Source organism: Pedobacter aquatilis, from assembly GCF_032678425.1.
Classification (GTDB): domain Bacteria; phylum Bacteroidota; class Bacteroidia; order Sphingobacteriales; family Sphingobacteriaceae; genus Pedobacter; species Pedobacter aquatilis_B.
The window spans coordinates 656,975-675,734 of sequence record NZ_JAVTSG010000001.1 but is presented as its reverse complement, the minus strand read 5'-3'; the positions used below and the strand labels follow the sequence as shown (position 1 = coordinate 675,734).

20 protein-coding genes are annotated in these 18,760 nt (G+C 35.4%); 4 read left to right on the top strand and 16 right to left on the bottom strand.

What is annotated here, in order from left to right:
• The first annotated feature begins 36 nt into the window (after positions 1–36).
• Positions 37–726: a LuxR family transcriptional regulator gene (locus R2Q16_RS02730; protein WP_316735018.1), complete on the top strand. Its 690-nt coding sequence runs from the start codon at positions 37–39 to the stop codon at positions 724–726.
• A 51-nt stretch (positions 727–777) separates the two neighbouring features.
• Here R2Q16_RS02730 and R2Q16_RS02725 read toward each other — a convergent pair whose 3' ends face one another.
• The 7 genes from R2Q16_RS02725 to rsmI all read right to left on the bottom strand — a co-directional run bounded on the left by R2Q16_RS02725 (position 778) and on the right by rsmI (position 5,709).
• Positions 778–1,194: an OsmC family protein gene (locus tag R2Q16_RS02725; RefSeq protein ID WP_316735017.1), complete on the bottom strand. Its 417-nt coding sequence runs from the start codon at positions 1,192–1,194 to the stop codon at positions 778–780.
• A gap of 96 nt (positions 1,195–1,290) precedes the next feature.
• On the bottom strand, positions 1,291–1,818 hold the full coding sequence (lspA, locus tag R2Q16_RS02720; RefSeq protein ID WP_316735016.1) for a signal peptidase II: 528 nt from the start codon (positions 1,816–1,818) through the stop codon (positions 1,291–1,293).
• 9 nt (positions 1,819–1,827) lie between these two features.
• On the bottom strand, positions 1,828–2,310 hold the full coding sequence (locus tag R2Q16_RS02715; RefSeq protein WP_316735015.1) for a DinB family protein: 483 nt from the start codon (positions 2,308–2,310) through the stop codon (positions 1,828–1,830).
• Positions 2,295–3,905, bottom strand: a complete 1,611-nt coding sequence (gene lnt, locus R2Q16_RS02710) for an apolipoprotein N-acyltransferase (protein WP_316735014.1) — start codon at positions 3,903–3,905, stop codon at positions 2,295–2,297. The genes R2Q16_RS02715 and lnt overlap by 16 nt, the downstream gene beginning before the upstream one ends.
• A 62-nt stretch (positions 3,906–3,967) precedes the next feature.
• Entirely contained in the window at positions 3,968–4,261 is a 294-nt protein-coding gene (locus R2Q16_RS02705; protein ID WP_316735013.1) for a GIY-YIG nuclease family protein, read from the bottom strand.
• 69 nt (positions 4,262–4,330) lie between these two features.
• Entirely contained in the window at positions 4,331–4,978 is a 648-nt protein-coding gene (locus tag R2Q16_RS02700; protein ID WP_316735011.1) for a PH domain-containing protein, read from the bottom strand.
• 23 nt (positions 4,979–5,001) lie between these two features.
• Entirely contained in the window at positions 5,002–5,709 is a 708-nt protein-coding gene (gene rsmI, locus R2Q16_RS02695) for a 16S rRNA (cytidine(1402)-2'-O)-methyltransferase (protein WP_316735009.1), read from the bottom strand.
• A 142-nt stretch (positions 5,710–5,851) separates the two neighbouring features.
• Here rsmI and serS point away from each other — a divergent pair, with 142 nt between their 5' ends.
• Entirely contained in the window at positions 5,852–7,123 is a 1,272-nt protein-coding gene (gene serS, locus R2Q16_RS02690; RefSeq protein ID WP_316735008.1) for a serine--tRNA ligase, read from the top strand.
• A gap of 105 nt (positions 7,124–7,228) precedes the next feature.
• Here the strand turns inward: serS and R2Q16_RS02685 are convergent, their stop codons facing one another.
• From R2Q16_RS02685 to fabV, 5 genes are all read right to left on the bottom strand, one after another.
• Positions 7,229–7,543, bottom strand: a complete 315-nt coding sequence (locus tag R2Q16_RS02685; protein WP_316735006.1) for a hypothetical protein — start codon at positions 7,541–7,543, stop codon at positions 7,229–7,231.
• Positions 7,544–7,641: 98 nt separating this feature from the next.
• Entirely contained in the window at positions 7,642–8,328 is a 687-nt protein-coding gene (locus R2Q16_RS02680; RefSeq protein ID WP_316735004.1) for an SIMPL domain-containing protein, read from the bottom strand.
• 598 nt (positions 8,329–8,926) lie between these two features.
• Positions 8,927–9,379 (bottom strand): cold shock domain-containing protein, encoded by a 453-nt coding sequence (locus tag R2Q16_RS02675; protein WP_316735002.1) that lies wholly within the window; start codon positions 9,377–9,379, stop codon positions 8,927–8,929.
• A gap of 105 nt (positions 9,380–9,484) precedes the next feature.
• Positions 9,485–10,021: a GNAT family N-acetyltransferase gene (locus tag R2Q16_RS02670; protein WP_316735000.1), complete on the bottom strand. Its 537-nt coding sequence runs from the start codon at positions 10,019–10,021 to the stop codon at positions 9,485–9,487.
• Between the two features lie 88 nt (positions 10,022–10,109).
• Positions 10,110–11,303 carry an enoyl-ACP reductase FabV gene (gene fabV, locus R2Q16_RS02665; protein WP_316734998.1) on the bottom strand — a complete coding sequence of 398 codons (1,194 nt, stop codon included), beginning with the start codon at positions 11,301–11,303 and terminating at the stop codon, positions 10,110–10,112.
• Positions 11,304–11,514: 211 nt separating this feature from the next.
• Between fabV and R2Q16_RS02660 the strand changes: the two genes are divergently transcribed.
• Positions 11,515–12,261 (top strand): DUF2490 domain-containing protein, encoded by a 747-nt coding sequence (locus R2Q16_RS02660; RefSeq protein WP_316734996.1) that lies wholly within the window; start codon positions 11,515–11,517, stop codon positions 12,259–12,261.
• 96 nt (positions 12,262–12,357) lie between these two features.
• Positions 12,358–13,248, top strand: coding sequence for a hypothetical protein (locus R2Q16_RS02655; RefSeq protein ID WP_316734994.1), 891 nt, complete (start codon positions 12,358–12,360; stop codon positions 13,246–13,248).
• Here the strand turns inward: R2Q16_RS02655 and R2Q16_RS02650 are convergent.
• The 4 genes from R2Q16_RS02650 to R2Q16_RS02635 form a co-directional block, all read right to left on the bottom strand.
• Positions 13,245–14,021, bottom strand: coding sequence for an aminoglycoside 6-adenylyltransferase (locus tag R2Q16_RS02650; protein WP_316734992.1), 777 nt, complete (start codon positions 14,019–14,021; stop codon positions 13,245–13,247). The genes R2Q16_RS02655 and R2Q16_RS02650 overlap by 4 nt on opposite strands.
• 84 nt (positions 14,022–14,105) lie before the next feature.
• Positions 14,106–14,834 carry a head GIN domain-containing protein gene (locus tag R2Q16_RS02645; protein WP_316734990.1) on the bottom strand — a complete coding sequence of 243 codons (729 nt, stop codon included), beginning with the start codon at positions 14,832–14,834 and terminating at the stop codon, positions 14,106–14,108.
• A gap of 232 nt (positions 14,835–15,066) precedes the next feature.
• A complete protein-coding gene (locus R2Q16_RS02640) occupies positions 15,067–16,719 on the bottom strand; it encodes a M1 family metallopeptidase (protein WP_316734988.1) in 1,653 nt (550 codons plus the stop codon).
• Between the two features lie 117 nt (positions 16,720–16,836).
• Complete coding sequence (locus R2Q16_RS02635) at positions 16,837–18,705, bottom strand: CocE/NonD family hydrolase (protein ID WP_316734986.1); 1,869 nt, start codon at positions 18,703–18,705, stop codon at positions 16,837–16,839.
• Between the last annotated feature and the right edge of the window lie 55 nt (positions 18,706–18,760).

Below are 18,760 nucleotides of genomic sequence, written 5' to 3'. Positions count from 1 at the left end.
GTATTTTGGCTAATATTTTCTCTAATTCGTTTTCTTATGGCATCGTACTCAAAACCAATTCTTACTGCCGAAATGAGGAGCCTTATAGACTTGCATTCTCCAACCTTTGAGCATGTGCCTGGAGCCGTTATTATTCACGATACGCAAAAATGGGAGGTTGCTTACATGAATAATCGGGGTTTAGAAAAGTTAAAATTGAGTTTAGAAGAGGTTTGCAATTTGAGTAATTCCGAATATTATCTTCGATATTTTAACCATGAAGATGCGCAAGATTATGTGCCGAAGATTATTTCCTTTATGGAGTTAAACCGAGAAGGAGATTCTTTAAGTTATTACCAGCAATTAAAATTCCCTGAAACTGATGGCTGGCGGTGGCATTTATCGAGTACAAAAATATTTATGAGGGATGTAGCTGGTTTGCCGCTTTTGGCTTTAACAATTTCTATCCCAATTGATGCCATGCACCACATGGCCGCAAAAGCCGATAGGTTATTGGATGAAAATAATTTTCTCAGAACTAATTATGCGAGTTTTTCTAAATTAAGCAAACGCGAAAAAACAATTTTACGGGAAATGGCTTTAGGCAAAAGTTCTATCGAAATTGCAAATGAACTGCATATTTCGCCAACAACCGTTGATACACACCGCAGAAATATCCGGGATAAATTGAATACAAAATCTATGTTTGAGATATCAAAGTATGCCCGGGCATTCGATTTGATATAAAATAAAAAAGCATTCCAAAATTAATCGGAACGCTTTTTATATAAATTAAGGTTATGCTAAAGTTGCATCAACAGTAATTGTTGTGTTTAATAATTTCGAAATTGGGCAGTTTTGCTCTGCATCAGCTACTAATTCATCAAATTTTTCTTTAGTGATGTCTGGAATGGAAGCCGTTAAAGTTAATTTAGATTCAACGATTTCTCCTTTAGATGGGTCTAAATTAATTTCACATTTGGTTTCTAATTTGTCAGCAGTAAAGCCTGCTTCGCCTAAATTTGCAGAAAGCTTCATCGTAAAGCAACCTGCATGTGCTGCAGCAATTAATTCTTCAGGGTTTGTACCAACACCTTCAGCAAAACGTGAATTAAACGAATATTGAGTATTGCTTAAAGTTGTGCTTTGCGTAGTAATATTACCAGCACCTTCTTTAATAGAACCTTGCCAAACGGCAGTAGCATTTCTTTTCATCTTATTTAATTTTGAGTTGATTTTAGATAACACATAAAGATAATTATATGTTTGCTTATAAAATGCAATTAAAGATTAAGAAATTGGTTTGTGAATTTATAACTGATGTTCCTCTGATTGATTTTGCATACCATTCCTAAACCTCACCATTAGAGATTGAATCAATAAAATACCAACACCTATCATAATAGAAATATCTGCGAAATTGAAAACGCCGGTTTCGAATATTTTAAAATCGAGGTGCATAAAATCGGTTACTGAGCCGTACACAATTCTATCGTATAAATTTCCGATACCGCCACCAATTAAAAAGCATAAGGCAATTTGAAAACTCAACGGGAGATTATTTTTGCTGTATAGATAAAATATTCCGTAGCCTAGGAAAACAAGCGGTAAGCCTGTTAAAATAATCAGCCTGAAAATATAAGGCATCTGGTCGCCCAGACTTAAAAAAGCACCACTGTTCTCTACTTTAGTCAGGGTAAAAGTGTCTTTAATGATGCTGATGTGCTCGTAATCGCTAATGTTGTTTCTGGCAATCCGTTTCGAAACCTGGTCGCAACCAATATTAAGTAACAGTAAAACGGTTAATAGAACTAACTTAACCTTGTGTTGTGGTTTCATAATTATAGCTTAACGAATAATATCCGCATCAATCGGAGTATAACCTAAGTGCCTGCTTAAAGACATGATTTGTCCTTTATGATGAAATTCGTGTGTAATGGTATGTGTAAATAATCTTAATGGGCTTATTCTTAATGTTTCGCCATTTCTATGGATTTCGATTTCCTGTTGATAATCAAACTCAAATTTTTGAATAAAAGTATTAATGTATTCATCAATCTGATTAAAATAGGTAATGCAATCCTGAATGTTTTTATAGTGGGTAAATGGTTTAAAATCGATTGATAAATTTAGCGCTCTCATGGCAATCCAAGCTGCATAAGTATCGCAAATGTGTACTAAAAGATTTCTAACAGAACCACGACCAAAGCTGCTGTTTTCCTTTATAAAATCATCAGCACTTATTGTTCTAACATATTCAATTATTGTATTTCTCGAAAATAAAACACTATCGTACTGCGATAAAAGTGTGCTTTTTACTTCTTTACCCATTTTCTATATGGAATAATACAAGACAAAATAATAGCGGCGATACAAAGTAATTTTGCAATAACATCACCACTTTTTACATAAAATGTAATTTCATCATTCAGGTTTATTTCTGCCTTAATTGCTGTTCTGGTCCACCATTTTGTGCTTTGAGTAATATCACCCCGCTGATTAATAAAGCAAGAAATCCCGGTGTTTGCCGAGCGTGCCACATCTCTACGGGTTTCTATCGCTCTTAGTCTGGCATACATTTCATGTTGAGATTTTCCCGATGTATTTCCCCACCAACCATCGTTTGTGATAATGGCTATGAATTGCGCACCGTCTTTTACTTGTTTGCCTACCCAATCTCCCCAAAGGCTTTCGTAGCAAACTACTGGCGCTGCACCAATGCCACTTTGTGCGTAAAGTACACTAGGTTCTTCCTGCCATCCCCAACCGCTTACTGCGCCGCCAAGTTGTTCAAAAACGCCATCTAAAAATGAGAATACTTTAGGGAATGGCATTTTTTCTACACCTGGAACGAGTTTCGATTTATGGTAAAACTGAACATTTGATGAGTTTTCAACCTGCATTGCAGAGTTAAAATTATCATAAAATACTCCGTCTCTTGGTTTTGCAGAAAGCGTCTTTTTATCAGAATACCATTTAATAGATTCTATTCCGGTAATAAGCGTTCCGTTTTTATACTTGCTTAAAAAGCTTTGCAGGTTAAAATAAGTCTGAGAATTGCGGATTCTATCTTCATCATCGTATGTTGGCAAAGCTGTTTCCGGCCAGATGAAGTATTCGGTATTGCTTTGTGCAACAGAATCTGATAAATGTGTTAGAATTTGAAGTTGTTCTGTGGCCGAAATGCTTTCAAACTTTTTGTAGGGATCTATATTTGGTTGTACCACAACTACATTGCTTGGCGTTCCTTTTTGCTCAGAGTTATAATATTTTGTTAAGGATATCCCGATAGGAATGATAACCACCAAGACCCAAATAACTGATGCCCTATATTTCAAATATCCGCTTTGAGTTTTAAGTTTTTTAAAGGCTTCAAAAGCTAAAATATTGCTAAGCAAAATCCAAAGTGAACCGCCGTAAATTCCTGTGCTGTCATACCATTGCGCAAGTTGGTGCATGCCAGCCAAACCATTTCCTAAAGTCATCCAGGGGAAAGCTAAATCCCAGGTCTGCTGTAAATATTCTAAAGCAATGTAAAATGAGATTAATCCAAAGTAAGCAATTTTCTTGCTTGTGTAATTGCTTAATCGGTAAAATAACCAGAAAGCAAATGTCATCAATAAAGCCCCTAAACCGTATGGGATTAATGAAATTGGAATGGCTATAAGTTTTCCGTTATATGCACTTATAGCATTATAAACCCAATATATTGATGCAGAATTCCAAAGTAAGAAAGTTAATCCTGCGGTTAGAAAGATAACTCTGCCACGATTTTTAATTTCTTTTGTTGAAATATCATCAAGTGCAATAAATAATGGAACTAAGGCAATTAACAGCAATGGCGTTGTAAAAGGCATAGGTGGCCAAGCCAGCCAAAGTAAAAATGCGCTTAGTAAGGCTAGGAGGTAGGTTTGTCTGGGTTTCATCTAATTTTTACGCTCGTCATGCTGAATTCATTTCAGCATCTATGAACAAATTTTAATTTATTTTATTTCAAACTGTTGTACAAATCGTCCCAGTCAGGATTGAACCCATTTATTAAATTAATTTTCCAATCCCTTTTCCAGTTTTTAAGTTGCTTCTCTTTAGCAATAGCTTCTTCTATGGTGCTAAATTGTTCAAAATAAACTAGTCTATCGCAATTATATTTAGCTGTAAAAGAACTTGGATAATGCTTTTCTTTATGTTCTTTAATTCTAAATAATAATTCTGAAGTAACTCCAATATATAAAACTGTGCAGGCTTTATTTGTCAATATGTAAACACAGCCGCCTCTTTCCATAGGGTTTAAATACGCTAAGCCAGACCCTGAAATAAATTCAGGGTGACGACCGCCGCATGCAATTTAGTTTTACAAACTATCTAAAATATTAGCTTTTTTGGCTTCATATTCCTCTTGCGTAATCAAATGCTTATCATAAAGTGTTTTTAACTTACGCAATTTCAAAGTTGTTTCGTCTTCGGGTTCGTCTACAATTTCTGCAATTTGAATTGGTTCTGGAGCTTTTGGTTCAGCAGCCGGAATTTCAGCAAAAGTTTGTGGTGCACTGTAGTTTACAGCAGCAGCCGAAGCTCTATTTTCTTCAAGCAACTGCTGTCTAACTAACTCTTTGTAAGCTTCTAATTGTTCGTTAGCCGCCTGATGTAATTTCCTGGCTTGTACCTTTGGAATAAATTCTGTTACAATATTTTCGCCATGTTGCGGAACACAAATAAATTTAGAGCCGAAAAACTCTTCCTTGAATGAAACCTCTTTAATGCTTTTCCAAGAGATGTCTTTAAAGTTCATGGTAAGCCCTAAATTACCCGGCTCACAATAAAATATTCTTTTGTTAGAAATTGCGATGCTATCAGGCAATAAGTTTACGGCAGGTTTTTTCTGCACCGCTAAATATAAAATTTCTTCGCCTGTGGTTAAAAGATCATTTAGTTTACCTATAACCTTTTCAACAGCTTTCGGATCTTGTTCGTCACTTAAAAATCTATCTATGCTAATCATTTTTATTAAAGTTAATTGTGCTGTTATTCAGCATCTTCATATTTATTTTTGCTCTTGGTTGCAGTTTTCCCTGCAATGCAAATTACAAATTCTCCTTTTAAAGTATTGTTTTCAAAATGTGATTTTATTTCAACCAAAGTTCCCCTAACAGTTTCCTCAAACATCTTTGTTAATTCTCTACTTACCGATGCTTGTCTGTCTTCGCCTAAATACTGTGCAAATTCATCCAAGGTTTTTAATAAACGGTGTGGACTTTCGTAAAGTATTATGGTACGTTCTTCTTCGGCAAGTTTTTTAAATTTAGTTTGTCGGCCTTTTTTAACCGGCAAAAATCCTTCAAAACAAAAAGCATCAGCTGGTAAGCCAGAGTTTACTAAGGCTGGAACAAAAGCTGTAGCACCCGGCAAACATTCAACCGCAATATCATTTTTTATTGCTTCGCGAACTAAGAAAAAACCTGGGTCGGATATAGCTGGCGTTCCCGCATCAGAAATTAAAGCAATTTTTTGTCCTTCCTGTAAAAACTTAATAATCTCAGAAGTTGCCTTATGTTCATTATGCTGATGATGGGAAAATACTTTCTTATCAATGCCAAAATGTTTAAGCATAGGTGCACTGGTTCGGGTATCTTCAGCAAGAATCAAATCGCATTCTTTCAATATCCGAATTGCTCTAAAAGTCATATCCTCAAGGTTGCCTATTGGTGTAGGTACAAGAAACAGTTTGCCCATTTTATTTTAGATTTTAGATTTACGGTTTATGATTTACAAGGCTACATCTATTAAAATGCGTTTAATTGATGATTAAGAACAAAATCTAAAATCGTAACTCATAATTCGTAATTCAATCTTATCTTTGCTAAAAAATTAAATAATGCTGCAAGTTAACTATATCCGCGAAAATAGAGAGAAAGTTTTAGAACGTTTAAGTAAACGTAACTTTAAACAACCAGAGTTGGTTGATGAAATCATCAAAATTGATGAAGAACGTCGTTCTACTCAAACTTCGCTTGATAGTCTTTCTGCTGAAGCAAATGCAGCTGCAAAACAAATTGGCGATTTGATGCGCACTGGCAAAAAAGAAGAAGCTGAAGCCATTAAAGCGCAAACTGCATCACACAAAGAAAATATTAAGAGCCTTACCGAAAAATTGAATGAGTTGGAAACAGCACAGTTTAATTCATTAGTGCTTTTGCCAAATTTGCCTCACGATTTAGTTCCACAAGGTTCAACAGCTGAAGAAAATGAAGTTGTTTTGGTGCATGGCGAACCTGCTCAATTACCTAAAGATGCGAAGCCGCACTGGGAATTGGCTGCAAAGTATGATATCATAGATTTTGAATTAGGTGTTAAAATAACTGGTGCAGGTTTTCCGGTTTATAAAGGAAAAGGAGCGAGGTTGCAACGTGCGTTGATTAATTTTTTCCTGGATGAAGCCATTGCTGCGGGTTACAAAGAAGTTCAAGTACCACATTTGGTAAATGCTGCATCAGGTTTTGGTACTGGACAATTGCCTGATAAAGAAGGGCAAATGTATCATTCAACTGTTGATGATTTATATTTGATTCCAACTGCTGAAGTGCCGGTTACTAATTTATATCGTGATGTGATTATTAAGGAAGAGGATTTACCAATTAAAAACACAGCCTATACACCTTGTTTCCGTAGAGAGGCCGGTTCATATGGTTCTCATGTTCGTGGTTTAAACCGTTTACATCAGTTTGATAAAGTCGAATTGGTTCAGGTAACACATCCGGATAAATCTTACGAAACTTTGGAAAATATGAGCACTTATGTACAAAGTTTATTGCAAAAGTTAGGCTTGCATTATCGCGTTTTACGCTTATGTGGTGGCGATATGGGCTTTGGTTCTGCAATGACATATGATATGGAAACCTGGAGCGCTTCTCAAGAGCGTTGGTTAGAAGTATCTTCAGTTTCAAATGTAGAAACTTTCCAAAGTAACCGTTCAAAAATTCGTTTTAAAGGTAAGGAAGGTAAAACCCAACTGGCGCATACTTTAAACGGAAGTGCATTAGCATTACCAAGAATTGTTGCTTCAATCTTAGAAAACTATCAAACAGAAAACGGAATTAGAATTCCGGAAGCATTGGTAAAATATACAGGTTTCGATATTATTGATTAAGAGCTTTAGTTAAGCCTCGCAATGACGGAAATATAGCCTAAAAAAAGGCCCCGATTTTTTCGGGGCTTTTTGTTTTATATAGATAGATGAATGTTTTCCTTGCGATTATAAAATCAAAATCAATAATAAAATAATGATGATGATGGCACCAACTGAAAGATAAACACCTCCAGAAACGGCACGTGCCTGACCTTTTAATTCTTTCAACTCACTACGAAGTGCTTTACGCTCAGCTCTTGTTAAATTAGATTTATCCATATCTCTAATTTCTTCAACACGAGTTTTAATTTTTTCTAATTGAGCAGATTGTTCAGCTGTTAATTCTGTAGGGTTTTTTGCTTTTTTGTCTGCTGCCTGTGCAGAGTTAAAACTAATTGCTAAAGAGAAAACAAGGGCTAAGGTGTAAACGAATTTTTTCATAATTTATAAATTTTTAGTGTTTCGATGATACCTTAACAAAAAACCTACCAAAATGTGTTGATAGGTTTTAAAAAAAGCGTTAAATAAAATTTAAAGCACTATTTTATTTCAAAAACAGCATTAACTGTAAAGTTTAGCTTAATCTTTTTAAAATCAATCTCCGGAGCTGCACCCGCATCGGCCATTTCAGCTTTCATCATGTAATTTCTGTACACGGGCTGTATTACATTATCTCCACCATCTTGTATATCAATTACAGCACCTAATTTATCGCCAAGCGCTTCGACCATGTAAGTTGCTTTCTCTTTAGCAGCTAGAAGCGCCTTAATTTTAAGCTCTTTTTTAAGGCTTTCAATTTTCGAATAATCGTAACTTTCAACATTTGTACTTGCAATTCCTTTTGCGTCGATGGCTTCAATTATCGAGTTAAATTTGTTTAAGTCGGCTACTTTTAAACGATACTGCTTGCTCGCCAAAAAATCAGGGTTTTTCTTTTTTTCGGTAGCGTAATTCCAGCTGCTTAAATTGCTAACCGTTAAATTTTCTTTTGCAATGCCCGCTTTTTGAACGGCTGCAAAAAGTTGTTTCTCTAACTCGGTAATTTCTACTTTTTTCTTTCCGTTTAAATATTCTTTAAGCGAAATGCCAATGTAAATAATATCGGGTGTAACTTCGGTTTCTGCCGAACCACTAACATTAATCTTTCTTCTTAAATCTACTTGCTGAGCTTTAACTGTTGATAAACCTACCAATGTAACCAGTGCAATTGCTATTAACTTTTTCATAATTCTATTTTTCTTTGTGTGTACTGTAATGATGAAAGTTCAAAGCAAATTCCACACCGAGATTTAAAAATTTTTATTATTTGAAAATTTATGTTCCAATATTTATGGCAAGTGTAGCCCTGCTATTCGTTGCAATCTTTTTGTTAAAGTCAGTCCGACTGTGTAGAAGATCTGCAACAAAAAGTATTTTCACTGCTATCAGGTTTATTTACAAAAGATTGTACAATTAGGTAACAAATCTTCAGAGTAGGATGTGAAACTTGACAAATACTTAAAATTTGCAATGTGTTTTTTGTATAAGAACCACAGTTTTTGAAAAAATAAACCCGACAAAGCGTAATAGCCCGGAATGAAAGCGCAGCGAAATGAGGACTATTAGCGGTGGCGGGACTAAAATTACCCATGTAAACCGAAGCCTGATTTTCTAAAAAAAGAAAGAATAAATATTTTTCTCTGAAAAGAGAAAATTTATGCGCCAGGTTTTATGCTTAAATAGACGGAATTATAAATATTTATAAAACCTTGCGCAGCAGATTTTCTGCAGATTGGCGATGGATTTATAGTTTTGGGCAACTACAAATTTTACATCGAGAATGAATTATGCTTTAGAAACTTTAACCGCAGTTGGTCCTTTCTGACCCATTTCTACTTCAAAAGTAACCTTATCGCCTTCTTTAATTTGAGTTGTTAAACCATTAACGTGCACAAAAATGCTCTCTTGAGTTTCGGTATTTTTAATGAAACCGTAACCTTTACTATCGTTGAAAAATGTTACAGTACCTTTTTTAACCGGGTTTTCATCAACAATATCTTCTTGTCTTGAAATACCAATCTGAATATCTTCGGTATTAATAACTTTCATTTTTTTCGGATCTGGTGGCGTAGAAGAAATGTTACCATTTTCATCAACATAAGCCATCATATCCTCAAGCGCTAAACCTTTTTTTGCATTAGCCTGACGCTCTTCTTTTTTCTCTTGTTTGTCTTTTTGTTTTTTTAATCGTTTTTTTTCGTTCTCTTTTTTGCTGTAAGTTGCTTGAGATTTAGCCATATTTTATTAATCGTTTTGTTGTTTTAAAAGGGTGAGTAGTGGAGAATTATACAAATATAAGAATACTAAAGTAGAAATACGATTTTATTAGGCTTGCTAAAGAGATTATTGGCCTGATTGCCACTCGTTTTTATTAATTTCATAACCGAAATTCCATTTCATCGGTTCGCCGTAATAAGCGACTTCAATTTCCTCGAATTTTTTGGCGCCGAGTTTCTCTATTGCCTTTTGCGAACGGAAATTTGTGGCACCAATGTGTAAAATTATTTTATCTACAAATTGAAAAGCGTGGTTAAACATTAATGTTTTTAAAGACTTATTGTGCGCATGCCCCCAAAATGCTCTGCCAATAAAGGTATAGCCAACAGCAACTGTTTTATTACTTTCATCCAGCTCATAAAATCTCGAACTACCAACAACTTTTCCACTTTCTTTTTCATAAACAATAAATGCGCCTCCAGATTCCATCGCTCCTTCGAAAAACCGCTCAAAGGCGGTACGCTGGTATCGATTTTTATTCGGGTGTTGCGCCCAAAGTAGTTCATCGTTTGCAACCTCATAAAGTTTTTCAAAATCATTTACTTGCAATGGAACTACGCTAAGTAAATCATCTTCTAGAATTGGCTGTAAATTAAAATTCATAATGTTTGTAAATTAAAAACGGCTGGTTTTTGCCAGCCGTTCTATTTTATATTTATCTAGTTTTCAATTTAAAAGAGTTGAAGATTAATTACTCAACCAATCCTTCAATTTCTACAACTTCGTTGGCTTCTTTTTGGTAATCTACTTTATCAATTTCAAAGCCAAATAAGCTTAAGAAATCCGAACGGTAACCTGGTAAATCGCCAATTGCTGGTAAAGTTTCAGTTGTTGCTTCTTCCCAAAGTTTAGCAACTTTTGCCTGCACATCATCACGCATTTCCCAATCGTCGATTCTGATTCTACCTTTTTCATCAACAGGAACATTACCACCATTGTATAGTCTATCTGCAAATAAACGCTGAATTTGCTCGATTGTGCCTTCGTGTATGCCTTCTTCTTTCATTATTTTGTACAATAAAGAAATGTAAAGTGGTATAACCGGAATTGCAGAACTCGCTTGGGTTACCAAAGCTTTGTTAACCGAAACATATGCTTTTCCGTTAAGGTCTTTCAATTTATCACTGATGGTAAATGCAGTAGCTTCTAAATCATCTTTAGCACGACCGATTGTTCCTTTGCGGTAAACTGGTTCGGTTAAAGCCGGGCCGATGTAAGAATACGCAACAGTTGTAGCGCCTTCTGCTAATAGATTTTCGGCTTTTAAGGCATCAATCCACATTGCCCAATCCTCGCCACCCATTACGGCAACAGTATTAGCAATATCTTCTTCGTTTGCGGGTTCGATAGAAATTTCAGTTACATTTCCCGAGTGGAAATCAACTGTTTTATTGGTGTAAGTATTGCCGATTGGTTTTAAAGTAGAACGGTGTAAAACTTCTGTATTTGGGTTTTTTCTAACCGGAGAAGCCAAGCTGTAAATAACCAAATCTACCTGGCCTAAATCTGCTTTAATTAAATCGATGGTTTTTTGCTTAATCTCATTTGAGAAGGCATCGCCATTAATACTTTTAGCATATAAACCAGCTGCATGAGCTTCCTTTTCAAACGCAGCACTATTGTACCAACCCGGTGAAGCTGTTTTGCCAGCTGATGGAGCTTTCTCGAAAAACACACCAATTGTTGCTGCGTTTGAGCCGTAAGCAGCGGTAATTCTTGATGCTAAACCAAATCCGGTTGATGCGCCAATTACCAAAACTTTTTTAGGTCCGTTTACTTCGCCTTTTGATTTAACATATTCAATTTGGTTCTTAACGTTTTGTGCGCAACCATCTGGATGTGCAGTTAAACAAATAAAGCCCCTCATTCTTGGTTCAATAATCATTGTTTTTTATTTTACGTTTTGTATTGCTTTTCGGAAAATGATTTATAAATGCCGAAATCTTTAACGAAGATAAATTTTTAATCGCTTAACACTAAATGAAATTTCAATAAACATTAATTGCAATCAAATTCTAATATTAAATTAAAGTTAAATTTAAGGCTTGGCATAAATTTTATAATTTAGCAGCACACAGATATAACCGGTTAATTTTATGAGAAAATCACTATTGCTTGCTATAGTTTTAATTATGGTTTTCGGAAAACTTTCTGCTCAAACACAACACCAAAATACAGGTTGGTTCATGTTTGTTAATAATACGAAGTTTAACGAAAAATGGGGTTTGCATTTTGATTTTCAACTTCGCACAGCTGATGATTGGGTACATACAAGAAATATTCTGATAAGACCCGGAATAACGTATTATGTTAATAGAAATCAGAATGTTACTTTAGGTTATTTACTTACGCAAACTTATAATCCAGAGTTCGATTTTATTGATGTTTCACCAGGTGTAATTTTAAACAAAACAGCAAACGAACATCGGATTTGGGAACAATACATTATAAATCATAAAATAAAATCGGGTTTTGCTACACACAGATTTAGGCTAGAGCAGCGTTTTGTTCAGAGAAGTATGGCTTTGCCAGGAGTTGAGCCTGATTTCTTTGCTCAACGTTTTCGTTATTTCTTTAGATTGATTCAGCCGTTACAGAAAACAGAAACCAATTTTACAAAAGGTGCATTTGTTGCCTTGCAAAATGAGGTTTTCTTAAATCTCCAGAATAAAAGCGAATTAAATGGGAATGTATTCGACCAAAACCGAGCTTATTTAGCTGTCGGTTATCGCTTTTCTAAACAATTTGATATTGAGGCGGGCTACATGAATCAGGCTACAAAAGGGCGAACAAGTAACATGATGAACAATATTATTCAGTTGGCTGTATATACAAGGTTTTAATCTTGTTTTAATGATTTAAAGTCATTTTCTGTATCTCAACGATTACATTATGTTAAAATCCTTGTAATATTTGTCTGTTTTTGCTCAATTTGCCGAGTGAAAAAGTTCTCCATTTTAGTCTTAGCGCTCTTGTTCGGTAAACGTATGCAGGCACAAGAGGTTCGCCCTTCGTCTGTCATCAATACTCCAACTTCAAAAAGTATTTTTAATCCACAACATAAGCGTAATTTTTCTCGCAAAGGCGATTTTTATTTTCATTGGGGCTATAATAGTTCTTGGTACGGCAAAAGTGATATCCGTTTTCAAGGCCCAAATTATGATTTTACACTAAGCGATGTTACTGCTCGGGATAGGCAATCAAAGTTAAGCTGGAGCTATTTAAATCCAAGTTTGATAACCGTACCACAGTACAATATCAGAGCAGGTTATTTTATTAAGGATAATTACAGCATTTCCATCGGTTGGGACCATATGAAATATGTTGTCGATATTCCTCAAACGGTTGCCATTAGCGGCTATATCGGACCAAATATTTCACATGATAATGCACCAACAGGTAATTTAGCCGGTACTTACAACGGACAAATGATTAATGTTAAAGAAAGTATGCTGACTTATGAACATACTGACGGTTTTAACTACGCAAATATCGAAATAGAACGTTACGATGATATTTGGGTTGCACCGGGAGGCAATACATCTCTAACTTTAGAAACCGGATTAGGTGGCGGTTTATTGGTTCCCCGTTCTGATGTCCGTTTGTTTGGACAAGGTAGAAACAACCACTTCAGCATTTCAGGTTATGGCGTATCTGCAAAAATTGGGTTAAAGTTTTACGTTTGGAAACACATCTATCTACAGAATACAACCAAAGTAGGTGCAACTAATTTAACCAATGTACATACAACAGGTTGGGATGAATTGGATAAAGCCAGTCAGAAAATAAACTACATAGAAAATATGTGGCTAATTGGTTTCCATTTTTAAGAATTTTTGATTTTATCGAAGTATAAGAGCACAGTATTTTCAGCCTTATTTAAACTAATATCGGCTGGGTATAAGTCTGTTCTTAAACCTTGATACAAGCTAATTATATTTGTCAAAGCATTGAGTAAATCTGCTTTTTTGTTTGAGGATAAAGTAGATTGAAGTAAATCAAAATCAGTTTTACTTAATTGAGTTTCTACCTTTCGTACCCCTCTTGGCAAATTATGATTTCGAAGATGGAGTAAAGGGCCGATTACGATCATCCTCAAAAAACCAAAAAAATCTAAGGATTCAAAATATTCTCCACGACCAATTTTTAAAAGTGCATAATGCACCCATGTCCAAAAACGGTTTTCTATCCATTGAAAATCTGGCGTTGGAAATTTTGCTTCAGTTTTATTAATCACATCCTGAAGTTGATGATTTGTATCTAACAGAATAACTGGATTTTCAACTCTATATTCAAATTCTTTGAGGATTATAAATTTAATGTCAACATGCAGTAAGGGATTATCATAAAGGCAAATTAACAGTCTGCTTTCGCCAACGTGTTCGCCGGTAAAGGCTGATAATAAATTGCCAAACTGATTGGCATAAGTCAGCATTTTTTCTTTACTATTTCCAACAACATCTTTTGTAACTAACACTAGGTCTAAATCAGAAAATTCATCTAACTCATTTGTTATCCATGAACCTGCTGCCGCTAAACCAATAACGTTATCATCAGCTTTTAAAATTCGGGTGATTTTTTCGGCAAATTCGTGTTGTACCATAACGTAAATCTAATATTTGTAATTTAACAAAAAAAAAGCGCCCTGATGGAATATCAGGGCGCTTGAGTAATTCTTTAGTTTGAATTATATTTTTCTAACCCTACCAGAACCAACAATGGTTTTATCAACTTGCGCATTACCAGAATAATTTACACTTCCTGAACCGCTAATTACCGCTCTGATGTTTTCTTCGGCATTAATATTTACCGTGCCCGAACCGCTTATAGTTGAAGTTAAGTTATTTACAGAAAAACCCTTTCCTGCAAAACTTCCAGAACTGCTGATTACAATTTTTGCTCTGTCAGAATTTCCGCTAATGTTTAAAGAACCAGAACCACTGATTACGCCATTGTAATTGTCAACATCAGCATTTGCTTTGATGCTCCCTGAACCACTTAGTGTTGTGGTTAAATCGTTTGTAGCGATTTTACCGTTTACAACCAAGCTACCAGAACCGCTCATCGTTAAACTTTTGATAGATTTAGCCGTAACATAAGCCGTAATTTTTTTATCCTCGTATTTTCTAGACCAGCTGGTGATGCTGTTTTCAGGGCGGATAATTAAAACGTTGCCTTTAACTTCGGTAATAATGGTAGAAATTGCTTCGGCATCGCCTTCAAAACGGCAACTTTCTGTATTGCCTAAAGTAACAATAACATTAATTGGTCCTGCTGATGCGATTCCACTAAAATCTCTAACGTCTCTTTCGTCAGATTTTTTTGATGTTGAAATGGTGATTTCAGTCTTTGCGAATGTGTTTAAACTTGTTGCTGAAACCAATGCAGCTACTACAAATGCGAATATTTTTTTCATAATTATAGATATTATATTTTCAGTTTTAATCAATCCGTATAATGGATTTTTTTAATAAGACGATCGTTTTTGTTAAAAGTTGCACATGGGAAAAAACTTTCTTCTAATTGTCTGTTTGTTAAGTAAAAATAATACCATCGATTTTATGAGGGAAATTGCTTCATGCCTCGAGAAGATTCCCCAGAGTACGTCATTGCGAGACACGAAGCAATCTATTTCTTAAATTAAAAACTTAGCCTTTTTTTGTTTTGATGTAAAAAAGCGGGTCGTGTTTAAAATTATCGGCAGTTATACTTTTATCTACTTTTATTGTTTTCCAATCGTTAGATGGTTTAATTAAGGTATAAACTCCATTTTTCAATGTTACCCTAACCGGCATGTCAAATCCTTTAACATCTGTTATCCAACGGTAAGAAAGTACATTGTTTTCAATTTTATACTCTAAAACAGGAATATTGGTGTGGCGCAAATATTGGTCGAAAACCTTGTTTAATTTTAAGCCACTTTGTTTTGCGATGTAGTTCTCAACTTCAGCGGTGGTTACGGTTTTGTGGTAAAATGTTTTATTCAATCCACGTAAAATCTGCCTGAATTTTTCATCATTATTTATCAACTGGCGGATGGTATGAATCAAGTTTGCGCCTTTAGAATACATATCACCCGATCCTTCTTTATTAACACCATACGGCCCAATAACCGGAATATCATTTTTAATACCTTTCTGTATACCGATGGCATATTCATCTGCAGCAGCCTTACCTTCGGTACTTTCTGTAAATAAAACCTCCGAATAATTTGTAAAACCTTCGTGCACCCACATATCGGCAATATCTTTTGCCGTAATATTATTTCCGAACCACTCGTGCCCACTTTCGTGAATGGTAATAAAATCCCATTTTAAACCATGTCCGGTGCCGCTTAAATCTCTACCTAAATATCCTTTTTTAAATTGATTACCATAGGCAACGGCACTTTGATGTTCCATACCTAAATGTGGAGCTTGCACAAGCTTGTAGCCATCTTTATACCAGGGATATGGCCCGAACCAATGTTCAAAAGATTTTAGCATGGGTTTTACGTCGACATCCCAATGTTGGTGGGCTTTTGCACTATCTGTTTTTAACGCCCAATAATCGATGCTCAATTTTCCGTTTTCCCCATCGTAGGTATCCGTCCAATGCGAGTATTTTCCGATGTAAAAAGTTACATCATAATTGTTAATGGGATTGCTTACGAGCCAGTTATATTGCTTGTATCCATCTGGTTTATCAACTGTATTTAATAATCTTCCGTTAGAAATTTCCTGTAAATCTTTTGGTACGCTGATGCTGATTTTCATGCTATCAACTTCATCACTCTGATGATCTTTATTCGGCCACCAAACGCTAGCGCCTAATCCCTGGCAAGCCACCGAAACAAATGGATTGCCATCAGCATCTTTTTTGAATATGAAACCGCCATCCCAGGGTGCGTTTTTTGCTACGCGAGGATTCCCAGAATAAAACACGGTAAATTTTTCTTTACTACCTTTTTTTACAGTTTTAGGAAAGGTTACAAAAACAGCATTATATTCTCTTGAGAAATTCAAATCCTTACCTTGAAATACTACTTTCTCTACTTTTAAATTATTGAATAAATCGAATTGAAGTTTAGTGAAATCCTGCGTAGCCGTAAAGGCAAATTCATTACTTCCGAAAACAGATTTCTGCTCGATATCTATCTTAACATCTAAATGGTAATAATTAATGTCGTAGCAAGTTCTAAGCGGAGTAAGCGTACCGCGTAAACTGTCTGCCCGAGAGTTTTCCTGGTTCTTGCCAAGCATTTGTGCATTAGCAGTTGAGATAATTAATGCAAGTGCAATTACTGAAAGTATTTTTTTCATTTTTTTATCTGCGTCATTGCGAGGCAGGAAGCAATCTCTTAGAACAAATTAAATCTGAGTGAGATTGCTGCGTGTCTCGCAATGACGACCATTTTAGTTATCAATTTTATCTACAATCTATTTCAAAACAGATACTGAAATGTAAGAACTGTTAGAAGTATCGTGATAGATTTTATTTGTTGCTTTTTGGAAATCTGCAGGCTCTGCTTCATAAATATTCATAAACTTCTGCGGATTTCTGTCAGCTAAAGGAAACCATGAATTCTGAATCTGGATCATAATCTTATGCCCTTTTTTGAAGGTATGTGCCACATCTGGTAAAGCATAATTAACTTTAGTAATCTGTCCGGGTACAAAAGCTTCTGGTTTTTCGAAGCTATTACGATATTTTCCTCTTAAAATTTCGCCTCTCACCAACATTTCATAGCCGCCCATAATAATGTTCTTAGGGTTTGGTGTTGGGTTCGGTTCATCTTCAGGGTAAACATCGATTAATTTAACCACATAATCTGCATCAGTTCCTGTGGTAGAAACCACAAGGTTTGCCAAAACAGGGCCAGTTAAGGTAATGTCCTCATTTAAAGCATCAGTTTGATAAGTTTTAACATCTGGTCTGCGTGCTGCAAATCTTTGGTCATCAATCATGTATTCGCGAGTACGCTTAGCTTGCACTCCATCCTGATAAGGTACAGGGTTATTCGGGTCACTAACGTATTCATCCCAGCTATCCGTTCTGGCAACTTTTTCAAACCCTAATTTTCCGTTAGGCTGTAAATAAAGATTTTTAGTTTCTATTTCTTGTGGCGGCCAGCTTGTAAATTGTTTCCATTCGTTACTTCCGGTTACAAAAATATTTGCTTCACCTGCCTTAAAATCGCCTTCGCCCTTTAGGTAATGTTTAAAAAATGGTAACTCATATTGTTGCTGATAATCAATACTGGTGTTTTTGCCAAATTTGATGTCGCCAAAGTATGAGCCATCGCTACGTACCCAACCACCATGATACCATGGACCAGCAACCAGAATGTTGTTTGTATTTGGGTTTTGTTTTTCAATTGCCTTATAAGTTGCAAATGTACCGTAAGCATCTTCAGCATCAAAAAAACCACCGACAACCATAACTGCTGGTTTTACATTTTTTAAATGTGGAAGAATATATCTTGCTTTCCAGAATGTATCTAAATCTGGGTGTTTAAATAAGTTATTGAAGAATTTAATACTATCTGCAAAATATTTGTCCTTAAGGTTTTTAACCGAGCCAGCTTCTAAATAAAAACGATAATTATCCTGAATAGGAAACTTGAAAGGTTTAGGGCCTTTATCTGGTGTAATTGGTTTCGGGCGAGGCACACCAAAACTGCTCATAAAACTAAAAGCGTCCATTAAAAATAAACTCCCGCCATGATGAAAATCATCGCCAATAAACCAATCGGTTACCGGAGCTTGTGGCGAAACTGCCTTCAAAGCCGGATGTGCATTTGGTAATGAGGTTGTTGAATAAAACCCTGGATAAGAAATGCCATATATACCTGCATTTCCATTATTGTTTTTAACATTTTTTACCAGCCAATCAATGGTGTCATAAGTGTCGGTACTTTCATCAATATCTTTCTTGCCTTTTTTTAAAGTTTGCGGACGAATATCCTCAAATGTACCCTCACTCATCCATTTGCCTCGAACATCCTGATAAACGAAAATAAAGCCTTCTCGCATCATTGCCGGGAAATTTCCCAAACTCAACTTATATTTATCCTCGCCATATGGTGCTACAGTATAAGGCGTTCGGTTAATTAAAAAGGGATATTTCTTGGTTTGATTTTTGGGAATATAAATTGATGTGAAAAGCTTTACACCATCACGCATAGGTATTTGGCGTTCTATTTTAGTGTAATTTGCAATAACATATGCAGAATCTGTTTCTTGAGCGATAAGCGCCTTTGAAAGAATTATGCAAACGATAAATGATAAAATTTTTGTCAGGTTCATTAACAGTTGATTTTAGGAATAAGTTATAAATATAGAGATAAGCCCAAAGATTTAG

Excerpts from the sequence above, each read along its gene's own strand:
- R2Q16_RS02675 (WP_316735002.1), bottom strand. The coding sequence starts at position 9,379 with ATGGCTAAATCTCAAGCAACTTACAGCAAAAAAGAGAACGAAAAAAAA.
- fabV (WP_316734998.1), bottom strand. The coding sequence starts at position 11,303 with ATGATTATTGAACCAAGAATGAGGGGCTTTATTTGTTTAACTGCACAT.
- lspA (WP_316735016.1), bottom strand. The coding sequence starts at position 1,818 with ATGAAACCACAACACAAGGTTAAGTTAGTTCTATTAACCGTTTTACTG.
- R2Q16_RS02640 (WP_316734988.1), bottom strand. The coding sequence starts at position 16,719 with ATGAAAAAAATACTTTCAGTAATTGCACTTGCATTAATTATCTCAACT.
- R2Q16_RS02660 (WP_316734996.1), top strand. The coding sequence starts at position 11,515 with ATGAGAAAATCACTATTGCTTGCTATAGTTTTAATTATGGTTTTCGGA.
- rsmI (WP_316735009.1), bottom strand. The coding sequence starts at position 5,709 with ATGGGCAAACTGTTTCTTGTACCTACACCAATAGGCAACCTTGAGGAT.
- R2Q16_RS02715 (WP_316735015.1), bottom strand. The coding sequence starts at position 2,310 with ATGGGTAAAGAAGTAAAAAGCACACTTTTATCGCAGTACGATAGTGTT.
- R2Q16_RS02730 (WP_316735018.1), top strand. The coding sequence starts at position 37 with ATGGCATCGTACTCAAAACCAATTCTTACTGCCGAAATGAGGAGCCTT.
- R2Q16_RS02670 (WP_316735000.1), bottom strand. The coding sequence starts at position 10,021 with ATGAATTTTAATTTACAGCCAATTCTAGAAGATGATTTACTTAGCGTA.
- R2Q16_RS02705 (WP_316735013.1), bottom strand. The coding sequence starts at position 4,261 with ATGGAAAGAGGCGGCTGTGTTTACATATTGACAAATAAAGCCTGCACA.
- R2Q16_RS02650 (WP_316734992.1), bottom strand. The coding sequence starts at position 14,021 with ATGGTACAACACGAATTTGCCGAAAAAATCACCCGAATTTTAAAAGCT.
- R2Q16_RS02635 (WP_316734986.1), bottom strand. The coding sequence starts at position 18,705 with ATGAACCTGACAAAAATTTTATCATTTATCGTTTGCATAATTCTTTCA.
- R2Q16_RS02680 (WP_316735004.1), bottom strand. The coding sequence starts at position 8,328 with ATGAAAAAGTTAATAGCAATTGCACTGGTTACATTGGTAGGTTTATCA.
- R2Q16_RS02700 (WP_316735011.1), bottom strand. The coding sequence starts at position 4,978 with ATGATTAGCATAGATAGATTTTTAAGTGACGAACAAGATCCGAAAGCT.
- R2Q16_RS02725 (WP_316735017.1), bottom strand. The coding sequence starts at position 1,194 with ATGAAAAGAAATGCTACTGCCGTTTGGCAAGGTTCTATTAAAGAAGGT.
- serS (WP_316735008.1), top strand. The coding sequence starts at position 5,852 with ATGCTGCAAGTTAACTATATCCGCGAAAATAGAGAGAAAGTTTTAGAA.
- R2Q16_RS02645 (WP_316734990.1), bottom strand. The coding sequence starts at position 14,834 with ATGAAAAAAATATTCGCATTTGTAGTAGCTGCATTGGTTTCAGCAACA.
- R2Q16_RS02685 (WP_316735006.1), bottom strand. The coding sequence starts at position 7,543 with ATGAAAAAATTCGTTTACACCTTAGCCCTTGTTTTCTCTTTAGCAATT.
- lnt (WP_316735014.1), bottom strand. The coding sequence starts at position 3,905 with ATGAAACCCAGACAAACCTACCTCCTAGCCTTACTAAGCGCATTTTTA.